14 protein-coding genes and 1 tRNA gene are annotated in these 16,127 nt (G+C 55.8%); 6 read left to right on the top strand and 9 right to left on the bottom strand.

The window, feature by feature from the left end; all coding sequences use genetic code 11:
- Positions 1 to 21 precede the first annotated feature (21 nt).
- A complete protein-coding gene (locus CGLAMM_RS05355) occupies positions 22 to 306 on the top strand; it encodes a putative hemolysin (protein ID WP_394819005.1) in 285 nt (94 codons plus the stop codon).
- A gap of 89 nt (positions 307 to 395) precedes the next feature.
- Here CGLAMM_RS05355 and ilvC read toward each other — a convergent pair whose 3' ends face one another.
- The 4 genes from ilvC to miaA are packed head-to-tail and all read right to left on the bottom strand — an operon-like array spanning position 396 to position 4,769.
- On the bottom strand, positions 396 to 1,415 hold the full coding sequence (gene ilvC / locus CGLAMM_RS05350) for a ketol-acid reductoisomerase (RefSeq protein WP_394819004.1): 1,020 nt from the start codon (positions 1,413 to 1,415) through the stop codon (positions 396 to 398).
- Positions 1,416 to 1,439: 24 nt separating this feature from the next.
- Positions 1,440 to 1,961: an acetolactate synthase small subunit gene (ilvN, locus tag CGLAMM_RS05345; protein ID WP_394819003.1), complete on the bottom strand. Its 522-nt coding sequence runs from the start codon at positions 1,959 to 1,961 to the stop codon at positions 1,440 to 1,442.
- Positions 1,961 to 3,757, bottom strand: coding sequence for a biosynthetic-type acetolactate synthase large subunit (gene ilvB, locus CGLAMM_RS05340; RefSeq protein WP_394819002.1), 1,797 nt, complete (start codon positions 3,755 to 3,757; stop codon positions 1,961 to 1,963). The genes ilvN and ilvB overlap by 1 nt, the downstream gene beginning before the upstream one ends.
- A gap of 40 nt (positions 3,758 to 3,797) precedes the next feature.
- Complete coding sequence (gene miaA, locus CGLAMM_RS05335) at positions 3,798 to 4,769, bottom strand: tRNA (adenosine(37)-N6)-dimethylallyltransferase MiaA (RefSeq protein WP_394819001.1); 972 nt, start codon at positions 4,767 to 4,769, stop codon at positions 3,798 to 3,800.
- 39 nt (positions 4,770 to 4,808) lie between these two features.
- Here miaA and serB point away from each other — a divergent pair, with 39 nt between their 5' ends.
- Positions 4,809 to 5,699, top strand: coding sequence for a phosphoserine phosphatase SerB (gene serB / locus CGLAMM_RS05330; RefSeq protein ID WP_418115472.1), 891 nt, complete (start codon positions 4,809 to 4,811; stop codon positions 5,697 to 5,699).
- Positions 5,700 to 5,918: 219 nt separating this feature from the next.
- On the opposite strand, the gene CGLAMM_RS05325 is transcribed toward serB, so the two are convergent.
- Positions 5,919 to 6,004, bottom strand: a tRNA-Tyr gene (locus tag CGLAMM_RS05325).
- Between the two features lie 111 nt (positions 6,005 to 6,115).
- On the opposite strand from CGLAMM_RS05325, the gene rlmB reads away from it, so the two are divergent.
- Both rlmB and CGLAMM_RS05315 read left to right on the top strand, forming a co-directional pair.
- Complete coding sequence (rlmB, locus tag CGLAMM_RS05320) at positions 6,116 to 6,883, top strand: 23S rRNA (guanosine(2251)-2'-O)-methyltransferase RlmB (RefSeq protein WP_418115455.1); 768 nt, start codon at positions 6,116 to 6,118, stop codon at positions 6,881 to 6,883.
- A 272-nt stretch (positions 6,884 to 7,155) separates the two neighbouring features.
- Positions 7,156 to 8,085, top strand: coding sequence for a glycosyltransferase family 2 protein (locus tag CGLAMM_RS05315; protein ID WP_394818999.1), 930 nt, complete (start codon positions 7,156 to 7,158; stop codon positions 8,083 to 8,085).
- Here CGLAMM_RS05315 and CGLAMM_RS05310 read toward each other — a convergent pair whose 3' ends face one another.
- The 4 genes from CGLAMM_RS05310 to CGLAMM_RS05295 all read right to left on the bottom strand — a co-directional run bounded on the left by CGLAMM_RS05310 (position 8,086) and on the right by CGLAMM_RS05295 (position 12,481).
- On the bottom strand, positions 8,086 to 9,624 hold the full coding sequence (locus CGLAMM_RS05310) for a glucosyltransferase domain-containing protein (protein WP_394818998.1): 1,539 nt from the start codon (positions 9,622 to 9,624) through the stop codon (positions 8,086 to 8,088). It abuts the gene before it with no gap.
- A gap of 442 nt (positions 9,625 to 10,066) precedes the next feature.
- A complete protein-coding gene (locus CGLAMM_RS05305; RefSeq protein ID WP_394818997.1) occupies positions 10,067 to 10,915 on the bottom strand; it encodes a metal ABC transporter permease in 849 nt (282 codons plus the stop codon).
- On the bottom strand, positions 10,908 to 11,618 hold the full coding sequence (locus tag CGLAMM_RS05300) for a metal ABC transporter ATP-binding protein (RefSeq protein WP_394818996.1): 711 nt from the start codon (positions 11,616 to 11,618) through the stop codon (positions 10,908 to 10,910). Before CGLAMM_RS05300 ends, CGLAMM_RS05305 begins: the two co-directional genes overlap by 8 nt.
- On the bottom strand, positions 11,615 to 12,481 hold the full coding sequence (locus CGLAMM_RS05295; RefSeq protein ID WP_418115454.1) for a metal ABC transporter solute-binding protein, Zn/Mn family: 867 nt from the start codon (positions 12,479 to 12,481) through the stop codon (positions 11,615 to 11,617). Before CGLAMM_RS05295 ends, CGLAMM_RS05300 begins: the two co-directional genes overlap by 4 nt.
- 81 nt (positions 12,482 to 12,562) lie before the next feature.
- Here CGLAMM_RS05295 and CGLAMM_RS05290 point away from each other — a divergent pair, with 81 nt between their 5' ends.
- Positions 12,563 to 13,120, top strand: a complete 558-nt coding sequence (locus CGLAMM_RS05290) for a transcriptional repressor (protein ID WP_394818994.1) — start codon at positions 12,563 to 12,565, stop codon at positions 13,118 to 13,120.
- Positions 13,121 to 13,843: 723 nt separating this feature from the next.
- The gene (locus tag CGLAMM_RS05285) at positions 13,844 to 16,039 is read left to right on the top strand and encodes a GH39 family glycosyl hydrolase (protein WP_394818993.1); all 2,196 of its coding nucleotides are present in this window, start codon (positions 13,844 to 13,846) and stop codon (positions 16,037 to 16,039) included.
- The last annotated feature ends 88 nt before the right edge of the window (positions 16,040 to 16,127 follow it).

Genomic DNA, 16,127 nt, shown 5'->3' with positions numbered 1-16,127 from the left:
GTTCCGTTCAGGCGCGCCGCGATGATCGGCGTTGCCCTGGCGGCGCCGCTTCTCGTCGCGTGCTCCCGCGAGGATTTTCTGCTTTCCAACGCGCACACGGGTATGCGCAATCCGGCATCGACCTGGTGCATCCAGAAAGGCGGCGGACTGCAGATGGTCCGGGACGAAAAAGGCGTGCACGCTTTGTGCCACCTTCCCGACGGGCGCATCATTGAAGAATGGGATCTCTTCCGCCAGGATCATCCGGCGCAAAATCAGGGTGAAAAGGCGACGATGCCATCGCAACCGGACAAAGTCGGAAAATAAGTCTGCGCGCGTCAGGGGGCGCCACCGCAGCGCCTCTTAAACTCTGTGACGACCGCCTGACGCGGTGCAGGCGGCCGTCAGGCAGGGCTTCAGTTTCGAGCTTTATCCACCAGTTTGCCCTTCGCGATCCAGGGCATCATGGCGCGCAGTTTCTCACCCGTTTTTTCAATCTGATGCGCGTCGTTACGTGCGCGAATGGCCTTGAAGCCGATCCCACCTGACTGATTTTCCTGAATGAAATTCCGTACGAACGTGCCATTCTGGATATCCGTCAGGACGCGTTTCATCTCAGCTTTCGTTTCCGGGGTCACGATACGGGGGCCGGTGACGTATTCACCATATTCCGCCGTGTTGGAAATCGAATAATTCATATTGGCGATACCGCCTTCATAAATCAGGTCAACGATGAGTTTCATCTCATGGAGGCACTCAAAATACGCCATCTCGGGCGCATAACCGCCTTCGACAAGCGTTTCAAATCCGGCCCGGATCAGCTCCACCAGCCCACCGCAGAGAACCGCCTGTTCACCGAAGAGATCCGTCTCGACCTCCTCCTTGAAGCTTGTCTCAATAATGCCGGCCCGGCCACCGCCATTGGCCGAAGCGTAAGAGAGCGCGATATCGAGCGCATTCCCGGATGCATCCTGCGCCACCGCAACAAGGGACGGCACGCCACCACCCCGCTGATATTCTGACCGCACCGTGTGGCCCGGGCCCTTCGGCGCAATCAGAAAAACATCCAGATCAGGACGTGCTTCGATGAGGCGGAAATGGATCGACAGACCATGCGCAAAAGCGAGGGCGGCCCCCTGTTTCAGGTTTTTCTCCAGATGCTCTTTGTAAAGATCGGCCTGCCCCTCATCGGGTGTCAGCACCATGACCACATCAGCCCAGGATGCGGCCTCGGAGGGGGACATTACTTTAAATCCGGCCTCCTGTGCTTTCGCGACAGCTTTCGAGTCTGGCCGCAAGGCGACGACAATGTCACGGACGCCGCTATCACGGAGGTTATGCGCGTGGGCATGTCCCTGACTCCCGTAACCGATAATGGCCAGTTTTTTACTTTTGATTAAGCCGAGATCGCAGTCACGGTCGTAATAAACACGCATCGGTGTTCTCCCTCACTTTGTAAATCAGTCTGCCTGAAATGATTTCTGTGCGCCGCGTGTCATGGCGACGATGCCGGTCCGCGCGACTTCTATCACGCCGAGCGGAAGCAACAGCTCGATAAAAGCCGTCACTTTATCGCTCGATCCTGTGACTTCATACACGCAGGATGTCGCGGAAACATCGACGATGCGGGCATGAAAAGCATCGGCGATGCGCATGGCCTCCGTCCGCGGGTCACCGCGATTGACCACTTTAATCAACGCCAGCTCCCGCTCGACATGCGGCCCCGGTTCACTCAGATCAAGCACGCCATGCACCGGAACGAGACGTTCCAGCTGTGCCTTGATCTGCGCGATGACCATCTCCGTGCCTGATGTCACGATGGTGATGCGTGACATATGATGGGCCGAGTCGATTTCCGAGACGGTGAGACTCTCAATATTATAGCCGCGGCCTGAAAACAGCCCGACAACCCGGGCCAGCGCCCCGCTCTCATTTTCGATGATCACGGCGATGATCGCCGTTTTTATGCGTTCTTCTTTCATCAAACCAACATCATGCCTTCATCGGTGATCCGCGCAGCGTCCGTCTGACGGTCCGGCCCGAGAAGCATCTCATTATGCGCCGCCCCTGACGGAATCATGGGGAAACAATTTTCATCAGGGCTCACACAGATTTCAGCAACGACGGAGCCCTTATGCGTCAGCATCGTCTCAATCGCTTCATCCAGCTCCCCGACGCAGGTCGCCCTGACGCCTTTACCATGAAACGCCTCGGCAAGACGGGTGAAATCCGGCAGGGCCTCGCTGTAGGAATGGGCATAGCGTGCGCCGTGCAATAATTCCTGCCATTGCCGCACCATGCCCATATAGCGGTTATTCAGGATGAAGATTTTGACCGGCAGATCATATTGCGCCATCGTCCCGAGCTCCTGAATATTCATCAGGATAGACGCCTCGCCCGCAATATCAATGACCAGCCCCTCCGGGTGGGCGATCTGCGCGCCGATCGCGGCGGGCAAGCCATAACCCATTGTTCCCAGTCCACCCGACGTCAGCCAGTGATTCGGCGCATCGAAATGAAAATGCTGTGCCGCCCACATCTGATGTTGTCCGACTTCCGTCGAGACATATACATCTTTTTTGACCGCCTGCGTGGCCTCGTAAAGGCGTTTGATCGCATGTTGGGGCCGAATGATGGCCGCCGGGTCCATATCCTGTTTAAAGGCAAAACTATCGACGGCGCGCCAGCCATCAATTATCTGCCACCATTCAGACAGTTCATTTGGCCCACCGTCCCACATCTCGTTCAATGCCTGAAGGGTCAGACCGACATCACCAATAAGGGCGTGGTCCGCGCGGATGATTTTATTGACCTGCGCGGGGTCAATATCTGCGTGGATCTTGCGTGACCCCGGAGAGAATGCGTCGACCCGCCCCGTCACGCGGTCATCAAATCGCGCGCCCAGCGCGATGAGAAGATCGCAACCATGCGTCGCCAGATTGGCCTCATAACTGCCATGCATCCCCAACATGCCGAGGAAATGGGGGTCCGTCGTCGGGACAGCGCCGAGGCCCATCAAGGTTGAGGTAACGGGGAAGCCGGTTTTACGCACCAATTCACTTAAAGCGGCGGAGGCACCCGGCCCTGCATTGATTACCCCGCCCCCTGTGTAAAAGAGAGGTCGACGCGCCTTCTTCATCATCGCGACCGCTTCCCGGATCGCGGAAGGGTCAGGCTGGGTCTGCGGCGCGTAAGGGCGTCTCCGGCTATCAAAGCGCGAGGGCGCCGCCTCAATCTTACCGACTGAAATATCCTTGGGGAGGTCGATCAGCACAGGGCCGGGCCGCCCCGTCGTCGCGACACGAAAGGCCTCCCGAACGATCGGTGCAAGGTCCTTACCGTGTTTGACGAGGTAATTATATTTCGTGGCGGGACGCGTGATGCCGGTTGTGTCCGCTTCCTGAAACGCATCATTGCCGATCAGTGCGGAAGGGACCTGCCCGCAAATACAGATGATCGGGATGGAGTCCATCAAGGCATCGACCAGACCGGTCACGGCGTTTGTCGCGCCCGGGCCGCTTGTCACCAGCACGACACCGGGCCTGCCTGTGGCGCGGGCATAGCCCTCCGCAGCATGGACGGCCGCCTGCTCATGCCGGACAAGAATGTGGCGTATATCGTCACGCTGGTGCAGCGCATCGTAAATCGGGAGGACCGCGCCGCCGGGATAGCCGAAAATAACATCAACACCGTGCTCAACCAGCAGGTCAAGAAGCTGTTGCGCGCCATTTTGTGCCGTTTTTGACGATGTCGCGACCGGATGATCTGAATCGGACATAACCGACCTCCCTTTTGAGAAAGGGGGATTACCGCAAAATTCAACAGCGCGTCAATCGCATCCGTATAAATATTTCTAAATCTTCTAACGTTCTTTCCGAAAATTGCGTAGATTGCTCAAATCTTTGCGATAAATTATACGTGAACGAATCGCTCGCAAGTTCGTGATGTCGAAACCACGTGGCCTGCCGCCTTGTGTATTGTCCCGTCGCCAGGGTCGCGCGTTCACGCGCCATGGCCAGGGTCATGTTTCCATCGAGGAATGCCACCAATTCCGGCACGCCATGTGCGCGCATGGCAGGGAGGGAAGGCGCTAAATTGCGGGCACGTAAAGCGGTGACCTCCTCAATCGCACCGTGATCCAGCATGACATCGAAACGGGCCGCGATGGCCGCGCGCAACGCGTCCCTCGGTGGGTCGAGTCGCAGGGCGATGAAGCGACATGACGCCGCGGGAAGGCGCGATTTCTGACGCCACCAGCTCAGGGTTTTGCCTGTGCCGCGCCACACCTCCCAGACGCGTGCCAACCTCTGACCATCTGCCGGCGCGATTCGCCTGATCGCATCGGGGTCAATCGACTGAAGCGCAGCGTAAAGCGCCTCGGGTCCTTCAACCGCGAGTTTTTCGCGGGCTTGCGCGCGGGCTTCCGGCCCCGGTTCAGGCACTTCCACCAATCCTTCAATAAGAGCTCGCAGATACATGCCCGTCCCACCGCAGAAGATCGGCAATTTGCCCAGTTCCAGGGCCGCCTCCATCTCATTGAGCGCGCGGCGACGCCACCAGGCGACACTTCCATTTTCCGCTGCGTCAAGGACCCCGTAGAGGCGATGCGGCACGGCTTGCATTTCCGCCTCTGACGGGCGCGCGGTCAATACGCGCAGATCCCTGTAAACCTGTATGGAATCCGCGTTGATGATGACCCCGTCAAAAAGCTGCGCGAGGGAAAATGCCAGAGCCGACTTGCCGGAGCACGTCGGTCCGGCCACAATAAGCGCGGTCGGCGTGTGTTGCATGCGTCGTTTGTGACACAGAAAAGAAGTTTCCGCGAGTTCATGACCCACCCTTACGCACTCGTCCTTATTTTTGACCGCAAAGCGGGGACCCTTCCCCCGGAAGCCATTGATATTGCCCGCGCCATGGTCAAAGGGGCGCGGCCCGTCATTTTGTCAGAGGGGGAAGCTGTTGAGATCCCCTGCGGCAAACCCGGCACGGGCGCCGCGACCCCGGCCACGATCCGCGCCGCGCTGGCCCCTCATCAGGTTGATGCGCTGCTTGTCAAACAGCGCGGCCGACGTAAAGCCGTCCTGATTGCTGATATGGACAGCACCATCGTCGCGGATGAAACGCTGGACCAGCTCGCTGCCCTAATCGGGTGCGGGGACGCGGTAAAACGCATCACGGACGCGACGATGAACGGCGCGCTCGATTTCGCAGCCGCTTTGACGGAGCGCGTCGCCCTGCTGCGCGGGCACCCCGCCGCCTTGCTTGAAGATGTCTGGAAGACGACGCAAATCAATGAGGGTGCTCAAACGCTCGTTAAAACCATGCGCGCCCATAATGCCCGCACCGCCCTCGTCTCGGGCGGTTTCACGTTCTTTACCTCCCGCGTCGCAGAGGCTTGCGGGTTTGATGAGCATTATGGAAATGTGCTGGGGATTGAGGATGGCACGCTCACCGGACGCCTCGCCGCGCCCATCCTCGGACCTGACAGTAAAAAGGCGCATCTGACTCGCCTCCTCGCTGAGCGCGGCGCACAGAATTCCGCGGCGCTGGCAACCGGTGATGGCGCCAATGACCTGCCGATGCTGCACCATGCCGGTTTCGGCATCGCCTTTCACGGTAAGCCGAAATTAAGGGCGGAAGTATCGCTTCAGGTCAATTTCACCACGTTGCGAAGCCTTCTTTTCGCGCAGGGCTACCGGGCCGAGGATTTCGTCGAATAGGTGAGAGGTGAGGCTGGCATTAACGTCAAGCGCGACGAAAGCGGATTTTGTAAGAATTCGCCCGGATGCCCCCACCCCTTTTTTTGTGACCCCCAAATTTGCCCCCAAATTCGTGCGCTTGCATGACAAGGGGCGAGAAGCCATGAGAGAAGTTTATGGCGGAAAACCGGGGGAAATCAAGGGTTGTGAGTAGGGATGAGAAACCGTGATAACGGATCATGGTGGAGAGGGTTGGATTCGAACCAACGTAGGCGTACGCCAGCGGATTTACAGTCCGCCCCCTTTAGCCACTCGGGCACCTCTCCGTTCGGTCGTTGCGGGATATGGCTTTCTACACGATCTGTCAACGCCCTTCCGTCAAAGCAGGCCGCTTTTGTCACATGACGGCGGGCGCGACTTCGCTTATAGAGTGAACCATGTCGAGACAGAATAAACGCGATCGCCACACGGAGCACGCAGCCGCCCCCCGCCAGAAGGGACAGGCCGGTTATTGGATGTACGGTTTACATGCCGTGTCATCCGCGCTCAAAAATCCGCAACGTCAGGCCCATGAACTGCTCGTGACACGAGAAACTGCGCAAGCGCTCTCTCAAGTCGAGATCATGCAGGCCGTGGCCCCGCAGATTGTCGATCGCAGCCGCATTGACCCTCTCTGTGGTCGCGATGCGGTGCATCAGGGCATCGCCTTGCGCGTCGCCCCTCTAGCGCCATCCGCGATTGAGGACCTGTCCGATCGGGAGGGGACGATCCTGATCCTCGACCAGGTGACCGACCCACGCAATATCGGGGCCATTCTGCGTTCTGCCGCTGCCTTCAATGCGGCGGGCATTATCCTTCAGGACCGCCACGCCCCGCAGGAAAGCGGGGTCATGGCAAAAGCCGCGTCCGGCGCGCTGGATGTGATTCCGGTGGTGCGTGAGGTCAATCTGTCCCGCGCGATCGCGCAACTGCAGAAAGCGGGTCATTGGGTGATCGGCCTGGATACCGGCGGCAGCATCCTGTCGCGGGAAGGTTTGGGGGAGAGACGCGCGGCGCTCGTCCTCGGGGCGGAGGGGGAAGGTTTACGTCGCCTGACCCGGGAACATTGTGATGAAATCGCGCGATTGCACATGCAAGGTGATATGGAAAGTCTCAATGTCTCTGTCGCCGCCTCTGTCGCGCTCTACGAGCTTGCACGGCCTTAGATTCAGTTCAAATTAGCGGGATGAGGAGATGCTTGCACGGCATCGCGCTGTGAGGGGCTCGCCACCTTTCAGCATGGAACCCGTAAAAAGAGTTCAGCAGGCCGACACCTGGGCCGCCGCGTCTTGATCAGGCTTCTCATTTCAAAGGGCAATCGGCCTTTACAATCATCGAGCAGGTCGTCACCGCATCAACAGCGTAAAGATTTTATGCTATTAAGGTTCTTTGCCAGCACGGCCAGACGATGAACGCAGGTATTGAGGCAATGTCGAAAATGAAATCTCTTTCTCTTGTCGTGCCGTTCTACAATGAGAGCCGGAATGTGGAACGCTTTTCAGACACGATCACACCAATTCTTGAAGATCTCGCTTTAGAAGAATGGGAAGTCATCTGCGTCGATGATGGGAGTCAGGATGACAGCCTGGCACGTTTGATTGCGCTTCATGGCAAAGACGGACGCTTCAAAATCGTGGAACTATCCCGCAATTTTGGTAAAGAGGCGGCCATGACCGCAGGTTTGCTGGAGGCGAAGGGCGATGCCGTCATCGTCATGGATGCGGATCTCCAGGACCCGCCGGACCTCATCCCTGAGATGCTTGCAAAATGGCGTGGCGGTGCGGATGTCGTTCTCGCGCGACGTGTGGACCGGTCATCTGACGGCCATGCGAAGCGTCTGACCGCTGCCTGGTTTTATCGCGTCCATAACGCTCTTTCCAAAGTGAAAATTCCTGAAAATGTAGGTGATTTTCGCCTTATGGACCGCGCCGTCATCAACGCGCTGGCGCAATTGCCGGAACGCCAGAGATTTATGAAGGGCCTGTTCGCGTGGGTTGGATTTCGCACCGAAACAATTGATTATACGCGCCCACCCCGCCTCGCGGGTAAAACATCCTTTTCCGGGCTCGCCCTCTGGAATCTCGCGCTTGAAAGCATAACGGGGTTTTCAACGATTCCACTGAGAATCTGGACATATATTGGTTTTTCCGGCGCCTGCATGGCGGCCTTATATGGATTTTTCATCCTCGTGCGGACCCTGATCACCGGGACCAATGCACCCGGCTACCCGTCCCTTTTCTGTGCCGTGATCTTTTTCGGGTCCGTGCAGATCATGAGTATCGGGATGTTGGGGGAGTATATCGGGCGCATCTATATGGAGGCAAAACAACGGCCTCTCTTCATAAAGAGGCGCGTCTACGCAAAGTGATCATCGGATGGGACAGGCGCGGCTGAAATCGATCAGAATGCGGTCGCCTGCCTGGTAAAGGCTGTAATAACGCCGGGCGATCTGATGTTCAAAACGGCATGAATGACGCATCGCCGCGGCCTCCGTCATCGAAAAGACAGGACTCTCCTCATCAAAGCCGAGATATGTCGCGTTGCTCTGCAAGCCGAATTCTTTGAGGATGACACCATTCCATCCCCAGATTTTGAACATCGGTAAAAGCGCGTCCAGATGGAGTGAGGCGCGATGATCAAAAATCACGCGCGCTTTTGGATCAACCGGGACGGGGTCTGAATCCCCCCAGGATGAGAAGACGCGCAGCGCGACGGGCCGCCCGTGACTGGCCGTGTATACATCCTCCACAATCTCCGCGGCGAGCCTGTTTTCAAAAAGCGCCTGGGCGTGTGCAGCATTGCCCCACTCGTAAGCCATCATCAATTGGGTAAGCAGCATCCATCCACTTAGCAAAATCGGCACGCGCCGCCAGCCTCTGAATGCCGCATCCCGACCGAGGAGGAAGCATATTGCCAGGCCCAGAAATGCGCCACCACTCATCAGCACGCGTGCATCGAAGACGGGTGAAGCGAGGACCAACATGACGCCCGGCATGGAGAGTATGGCCAGCCCCAATAAAAAACCCGCGAAGATACCGCCCCGTATGCCGCGGGATATGTAAGCCTGAAACCCGAGACCTGTGACACCGCCGACCAGGCCGATGAGAAGGATCCGCGCGTGATTACCTCGCGCATACTCATTGAGATATAATTTGAGGAATTGGACGATGTGGCGCGCGACGAGGTGGGGATTGGATGTCGTCGCAGCGTGCAGGTGCAGATAATCGAAATTAAATCCTTCCAGATGCAGAAGAAATGTCTCGGCCTTATAGGCGCAAAGCGCCGCGACAAGACAGAGAAGATTTTTGACGTAATAAAGCGACGCGACCTTGATGCCACCTTCCAACATCTGAAAAAGCGTGCCGAGGCAAAGCAGGACGAGGAACACATTCACCGCGGGCTGATATAAATTGACGGTCAGAAACAGGATCAGCGCCACGGTCAGATAGCGACGCAAGCCCGTCATCGGCACGGAGAGAGAAAGGGCTGCAATCGCCGTCGCGAGCGCCAAAGATTGGTAAAGCGAGTCGACACGGTAAGAAAGATTTTCAAGGAAATAGGGCGAGCAGACAATGAAACTGAGGGCGAGAAGGCCCGAAAGACGATTAAAGCGCCATGCCATGGAGAGCGATGTCAATGAGAGAGACAGGATCGCGACGGACAGGATCTGCGTGAGTGGGGCAATATCATGCTGATGGCACGACGTATTCAGGGCGATGAAAAGCAGTTCGGAGAGGTATCGCCCGTTCGCGGCCATGCCGATATAGGGGTTCAGAGCGCGCCCGTGATCGTCGATGAGGTAAAAATTCGCGTGAATGATCGGATAAACAAATAACCCGATGAGAAGCAGAAAAAGGCAGTAACGTAGCAGGAATTCTTCCTTATCGGAAACGCGCGCGAAAAACATAATGCCCTCGGCTGAAATATTGTCATTGAGAGTTTTTTAAGGTTTATGCATCAAAGCGACCGCGTGACAAGACCGTCTCAAGTCGACACCAACGTTTGGAAATATCTTCTTTTTTAAAGATTTTTTTTGTTGCTAATATTGCGGAATAAACAAGTCATTGAAAATTAAGGATATAAAAATGTATCCTCAGTCACAGTTACTTCAGCCCGGCGGATCAAAATCCGAACGGGGAGGAAATGCCGATGGGTGTTCCTAGCGGATAAAGCTTGAACTGCACCTCATCGCACCCGACATGACTGACAATATCAGACCTTATTTTGCAGAGAGAAGACCTGCATGGCCGCGCCAAAAAAAAATCGCATGGATATCCCGGTGATCGGTGTGAAACACCTGATCATCATGCAGAGCCTGCTTGTTGCCTTCATCGTTCTGGTCGCCTTAATCAATCGATGAAAGCGGCGCGAGCGGTTTTAGTGTAGGTCCGTCGCCGCATGATGAGGCACGCCAGGCCATAGCAGAGAGCGGACCCGACGCTGATCCAGAATGAAGGCGGTGCATCCGTCCACCAGGACAGGGCGAGCCCCGCCCATGCCAGTGCCAAAGCCAGCATGGCAGATGAGAAAACGCCCATAAGCGGCGAGAAGCCCAACCGCAATATTGTGGCTGCCGGGCCAACCAGCAGTGCGAAAACGAGCAATATGCCGGTCATCATGGCGCAGACAGATGTCACCAGGGCGACATTGAGCGTAAAAACGACCGCGATCCAGCGTTTCCGCGCGCCCTGAATCATGGCGAGGTCGGGGTCGAGGCTGGCATGCAGCAGAGGCCGCGCAATCAACATCATGAGTGCGATACTGGTCACCGAGATGGCGATCAGTGGCGTCAGTAAAGCGCGATCCACCGCGAACAGATTGCCGAATAAAAGTGACGTTGCGCTGCTGGCTGGCGATGTCTGCCAGCTTAAGAACAGAAGCCCGATCCCGAGGCTTGCCGCGAGGACGAGGCCCGTCAAACTATCCCGTGCGTGATCCGGCGGCGGGGTGGCCCGTGACGCGGAGGTAGCCTCCCACCCCATAAAAACGGCCGTGACGCAGGTGATGGCGAGCATCCCGGTAAGGGGCGACAGGCCGATCAGGACGGCTCCCGTCGCGCCGGTGAAACCGACATGGGAAAGGGCGTGACCGGCGAAGCTTTGGCCACGCAGCACCAGAAACCACCCGACCACGCCGCATGAGATCGCGATGAAAGCTGAAGCGAGAAAGGCGTGACGCATGAAGTCAAATTCAAGCATCGGCTTTTTCCAACCGGCATTGCGTCAGATGGAGGGCCAGATGGGGGGTGAGACGGAACGGGTCGAGGTGATGCGTGCTCATGAGGATAGTTAGACGAAGGTCCCGGCAGAGCCGTGCCAGAAGGGAGACAATCTGTTGTTGCCCCTCCGCATCGACACTTGTCATCGGCTCATCGAGGATCAGGATTTTGGGGTGCGCCAATAAGGCGATGGCTAAAAATATACGCTGCTTTTCCCCGCCTGAGAGGAAGCCCATGGGCCGATGCGCGAAGCCCGGCGCCCCTACGAGCTCAAGGGCGCGCATCACATCTTTATGGCAGGTGGAAGAGAAATTAAGGGGACCCAGACGGTCGCCTCGCCATGCCGATTTTACGTGGTCCAGCGCGGTTATTTGTGGCACGGGCACACGACGTCCCTGCGGGAGGTAACCGATCCCAGCCCGCCCCAATTGCGCGGCACGACCGAGAATTTTGACGGAGCCCGCCATGCAGGGGTGCAAACCAAGAATTGTGCGGAGAAATGTCGTCTTTCCGTGGCCATTCGGCCCCATCAGAACCGCTAATTGCCCTTCATGAAGGCAGAGATCAGCCTTTTCAAGGAGGACATGCTTCCCGAAACCGATGCGCAGGGCGGAAATCTCAATAACCGGCCGCGACGCAATGCCAGTGTCAATTGTCCGATGGGCCGACACAATATCTGTCATGGCAAGGCTTGATCCAGAGCCGATAACTGGTCATTCATCCAATCCTGCCACCTTTTCTTTTCAGGGGGATATTCTGCACTGTAGATGACTGGAATGCCGGCGTGCCGGGCTTTGACTTTGAGGGCATCGACCGATGGCGCGGAAACGGTCGCGTTGACGATAAAGACGCGAACATCATGGTTCTGAAAATCAGCCTCCAGACGGGCGACGTCCTGAGGCGACGGTTCTGTATGATGCATGATCGCCAAAGCAAATCGTCGATCCATGGTTTTCAGGCCGAGATCTTCCAGAAGAAGTGCAGACACGGGCTCACTCTCCGCGACCCGGCTTCCCTGTAATCGCTTGCGCAATATCGCAATTCTGTCACGCAGGGCAGAGAGATCCTTCAAGAAAAGATTTTGATTAGCGATGAGACGATCACGGTTTTGCGGCAGAACCTGCATGAGTGTCGAAGTCCATTGCCGCGCGAAGCGTGCGACCACATCAAGGCTGTTATAAAGATGCGGGTTGCGGCGTGCCACTTCCGGGGCGAGCGCACTGATGGCGATGATGGAAGACGGCTTTTTCCCGAGCGCGTGGATGGAACGGGCGGCCCAGTCATCATATCCGGCGCCATTCACAATCACGTAATCTGCTTCACTGAGACGCTTGATCTGGCTTGCGGAAATCTGTTGAAAATGCGGGTCGATCGCTTGGCGTGAGGTCAGATCCTGCGTTACTATGACACCAGCACCCAGTTGCGACGCGATATTGCACCAGACGGCTTCAACGCAGACAACGCGCAGTGGATGCGCCGTCGCATTGTGGACATTGAGGAGGAGGATCATAAGAGCGATGGCGACGCTGCGCAATTGAACCCTCACAAACGTTACATAGTTACATCTCATTCCATGCGAATATAGAGGCCCGCTTCTCAAAATGACAATCCAGGAAATAGCGCTGTCATGAAAACGTCCGGGAAAACCTCAGACGATCAACAGAAAATTGAAGCGATCCTCGCCGCGGCGGAAGAGGAGTGCAAAGCCAGCAATATTCGGATGACGGCCATCCGGCGTGAGGTTCTGCGCCTCATTTTGTCGCATGACCGCCCCGTCGGTGCCTATGACATCCTGGAAGAGCTCAGGCTGACACGCCGAAATGCCGCACCTCCCACCGTGTACCGCGCTTTGGATTTTCTGCTGTCGCGCGGGTTGATCCACCGGCTTGAACGCCTGGCCGCTTTCATTGCCTGCTCCCACACGCGGGCTCTACACGGCCTGGATGCGCCGCGGCACAAAGTGCAGTTTCTCATCTGCCTTCAATGTCATGATGTGCGGGAGATTTGTGGCGGGGACATTGAAGAGGCGATTGCCGAAACCGCCGCGGCATTGGGTTTTACGCGGCACCATTCCACTGTGGAAATTGAGGGCATCTGTGACCAATGCACGCATCATAACCTGCATAATGTCAGCACCGTCAATCTGGCGAAGCGCGCTTCGCCTCAGGTGGCTCTCAAATATTAATATAGCCCGGGAAATTGTCGTACGGCCGCGTCAAAATACTGTTGTTGCGCCGTGCTGAATCGTCCGCCGTCGCGCCCTCGGCCGGTGGACGCGCATCTGTTTGTCAGCCTATTTTTAGCTGCGTTTGAGAGCATAATTGCGATTGACGATTCAACAGTGGTCAGGCCGGAAGGCCTTGAAAAGATTTGACTTATCTTCTCAACGAAATTAACATTCGCTCAATCAACATTCCATTAAGCCTTGCGTAAATAATAATGAAACAAATCAGATTTCAAGGACATGATGTCTTACGTCATGGGCGACGTCGGACTGCGGTTTGTCAGGATTTCTTCCCATGAAAGTCGGATAGACGCGATTTTCCGGTCAACGAGACCTCTGCATCGTCGCCGCAATTGAGGATGAATAAGTGAAAAATCGGTTTTTGCGCGTCGGATGACGATCACCCATTGCTGATTATAAAGTTGGGGCGTCTTAAGCCCCTACCGAGCGCTCTGAGCACGCAGATCTTTAAGATGGACCTGGGGGAAAGCCACGTTCCACAACGCGTGGCCTATCGTTCTCCCGCTGAAACGGACTGAAATCGCGTGAATTATCCCGCGAACCTGTCCCCCAACAATATTTTGATGAGCGCTTTACGACGATTTCTCAGGGAGTCGCCGAAAAGCGCCGTTTTAACAAACGCATCGCGATTTGAAGAAAATAATAATAGGAAAAACTCGCCTTATGTTACCGATAGACATCAATTTCGCTGCCCAGAACACCTCAATCGGCCGGGAAGGCCTGGTGAAGGATGTCGCCGGCGTCAATGGCTCACCCATATCCGTCATGCCAGGTTTCCCTGATCTGGAGGATCAGTTTAACCAGATGGGCATCGCGGACGTTCGTCTGCACGACATTTACGGCGTCGGTGACCTTGATAATGGCACCATCGCCGGGCGCCGTGGCAATAATGATCAGATGATCTCTAACGTTCCGCCGGATCAGGCTGACCGGGCGAAGAAATTTATCGCTGATTTCGGCAATTTGCGGACAATTTTCCCCAATGCTGCGATCGGCATGGAAAAAGGTGATTATGACCTGGCCTTTAAGGACACGAATTACGCCATCACGGACGATTATATCCGTCGAATCATGAATAATAATGCGAGCGTTAACCCGCAGGGAATTCAACGCGACGTTATGTTTCGAGTCGGGCGGACCATCGACGGAGGCTACGAATTACCCGCAGATTTCGACATTTATGCGTCTCTCGTCGGTACTCTGGTTGCGCGTTATTCCGCCAATATCGGCCTCTCCAATATACCCCGCAAAATCACGCGCTGGGAAATCTGGAACGAGCCTGACCTCACCTTCTTCTGGAACAGCAACGATCCTACGCGATACTATGAATTTTATTCCAGGATCGCGCGCAAGATCAAGGAAGTTGATCCTTCCGCAAAAGTCGGAGGTGCCGGCGTCGCGAATGGGTTCAATCCGGGTGGCGCCTACCTTGACGGGCTCCTCGCTTATTGCAAATCAAACAATGTCCCGCTTGATTTCATCTCGTGGCATTATTACGGAAACGTGACGTCTGACCCCCAGAACATCATCGATATCGGCAATGCCATACAGACGTCGCTGAAAAATAATGGCTTTCAAGACGCTGAGAGCATCTGCTCGGAATGGAATTCGACGCCGTTTGCGTCAAAAAATGTGTTCACCAAAGTCCAATCTGCCCGTAATGCCGCTTACCTGACATCGTCATTGATCTACATGCAGAACTGCAAGGTTGACCGTGCCTATTATTACCGGGGCGACGCCCTGTCCTTCGGTTTGTTCAATGACGCGCCGAACCCGATTGATACACGATTTAAGAGCTTCTGCACTTACGCTGCCCAGGCCTTTGCACTGTTCAACCAGATAAAACAAACGCCGATTCTGCTGCGCACCACGGATACGAATTATACGGGCATTAGCCTCCTGGCGGGGCGGTGTGGCGACAAACTGAATATCCTGGTCGCGAACTTCCGGATCGATCCGTCGCTCAGCAGGGCTGACACAGCGCCGTCAAATGGCAAGCTCTATCAACAACATTATGTTGATTTCGGTCGTGACATCAGTGAGATAACGGATGATTGGTCGGTGCAGCATTATTTTGCTGGCATGCAGCCATCATCATTATCCAATAACAACATCGTGACGCAGCACGACACGGTGCGACAACTGCCGACAAACGGCACATTCCCCACGCGAAGGCGCAATTATGACGCCAGCAGCAGCGGCGTCACCCTCAATATTCAAAATATGCCATCGACCGTCGCTTCGTTTGAAGCGCGCCGCATTGTCGAAGGCGGTGGACTTGGCTCCATGCTGCCCCCGATCACGACGGCCCCGATTGCCCAGCAGCAGGGCTCGACCTATTCCATTATCGACCGGGAGGCGACGGAGGACACGGTCACGCTCTACACGCTGACGCTTGCCAACGGGACGAACGCGCCGCCACCTGTTCCGTCACCGACGCCGACTGGACCCTCCCGGGGATCTTTCTCCGTATCGAAAAAATTGACGAACGTGATGTTGATCTGGTTCGATCAGATCTTAGAAGGGACCAGCATACCCGATGACTATTACGTGACGGCTGGGAGCATCTATAACGTCACACTCTCTCTTTCTCCGAAAATCATTTATGCGCGTGACCGTACCAAGAGGCCGTTTTTTTCCTCTTCGATAGGCTGGAGTTTTGCCGGAAATTTCAGAATGATGAGAAGATCCATTATGGGACGCGGTCATCAAACGGCGACCTTCCGACTCCGCGCGATGAAAAGCGGATTTCTCAAAGATATTGGTAGCGGGTCCGGGACAACTTCAACCATGTCTCTCGGTGATACGGATGCTGCAACGGTCACGATGCAAATTGATTGGCAGCTTATATCGGCTTAAATTCTAAAGTCTCCTGCAAATTTTGGCGCATATACTGTCTTAATCCTGACATTTAACTTATCCCGCGGCGTTTTTAAATAAGCCGTCG

Origin of the sequence: Sorlinia euscelidii, from assembly GCF_036452135.1 — a bacterium.
GTDB classification, from domain to species: Bacteria; Pseudomonadota; Alphaproteobacteria; order Acetobacterales; family Acetobacteraceae; genus Sorlinia; species Sorlinia euscelidii.
The sequence above is the reverse complement of the archived record's forward strand: the minus strand, read 5'-3'. Positions and strand labels throughout refer to the sequence as shown.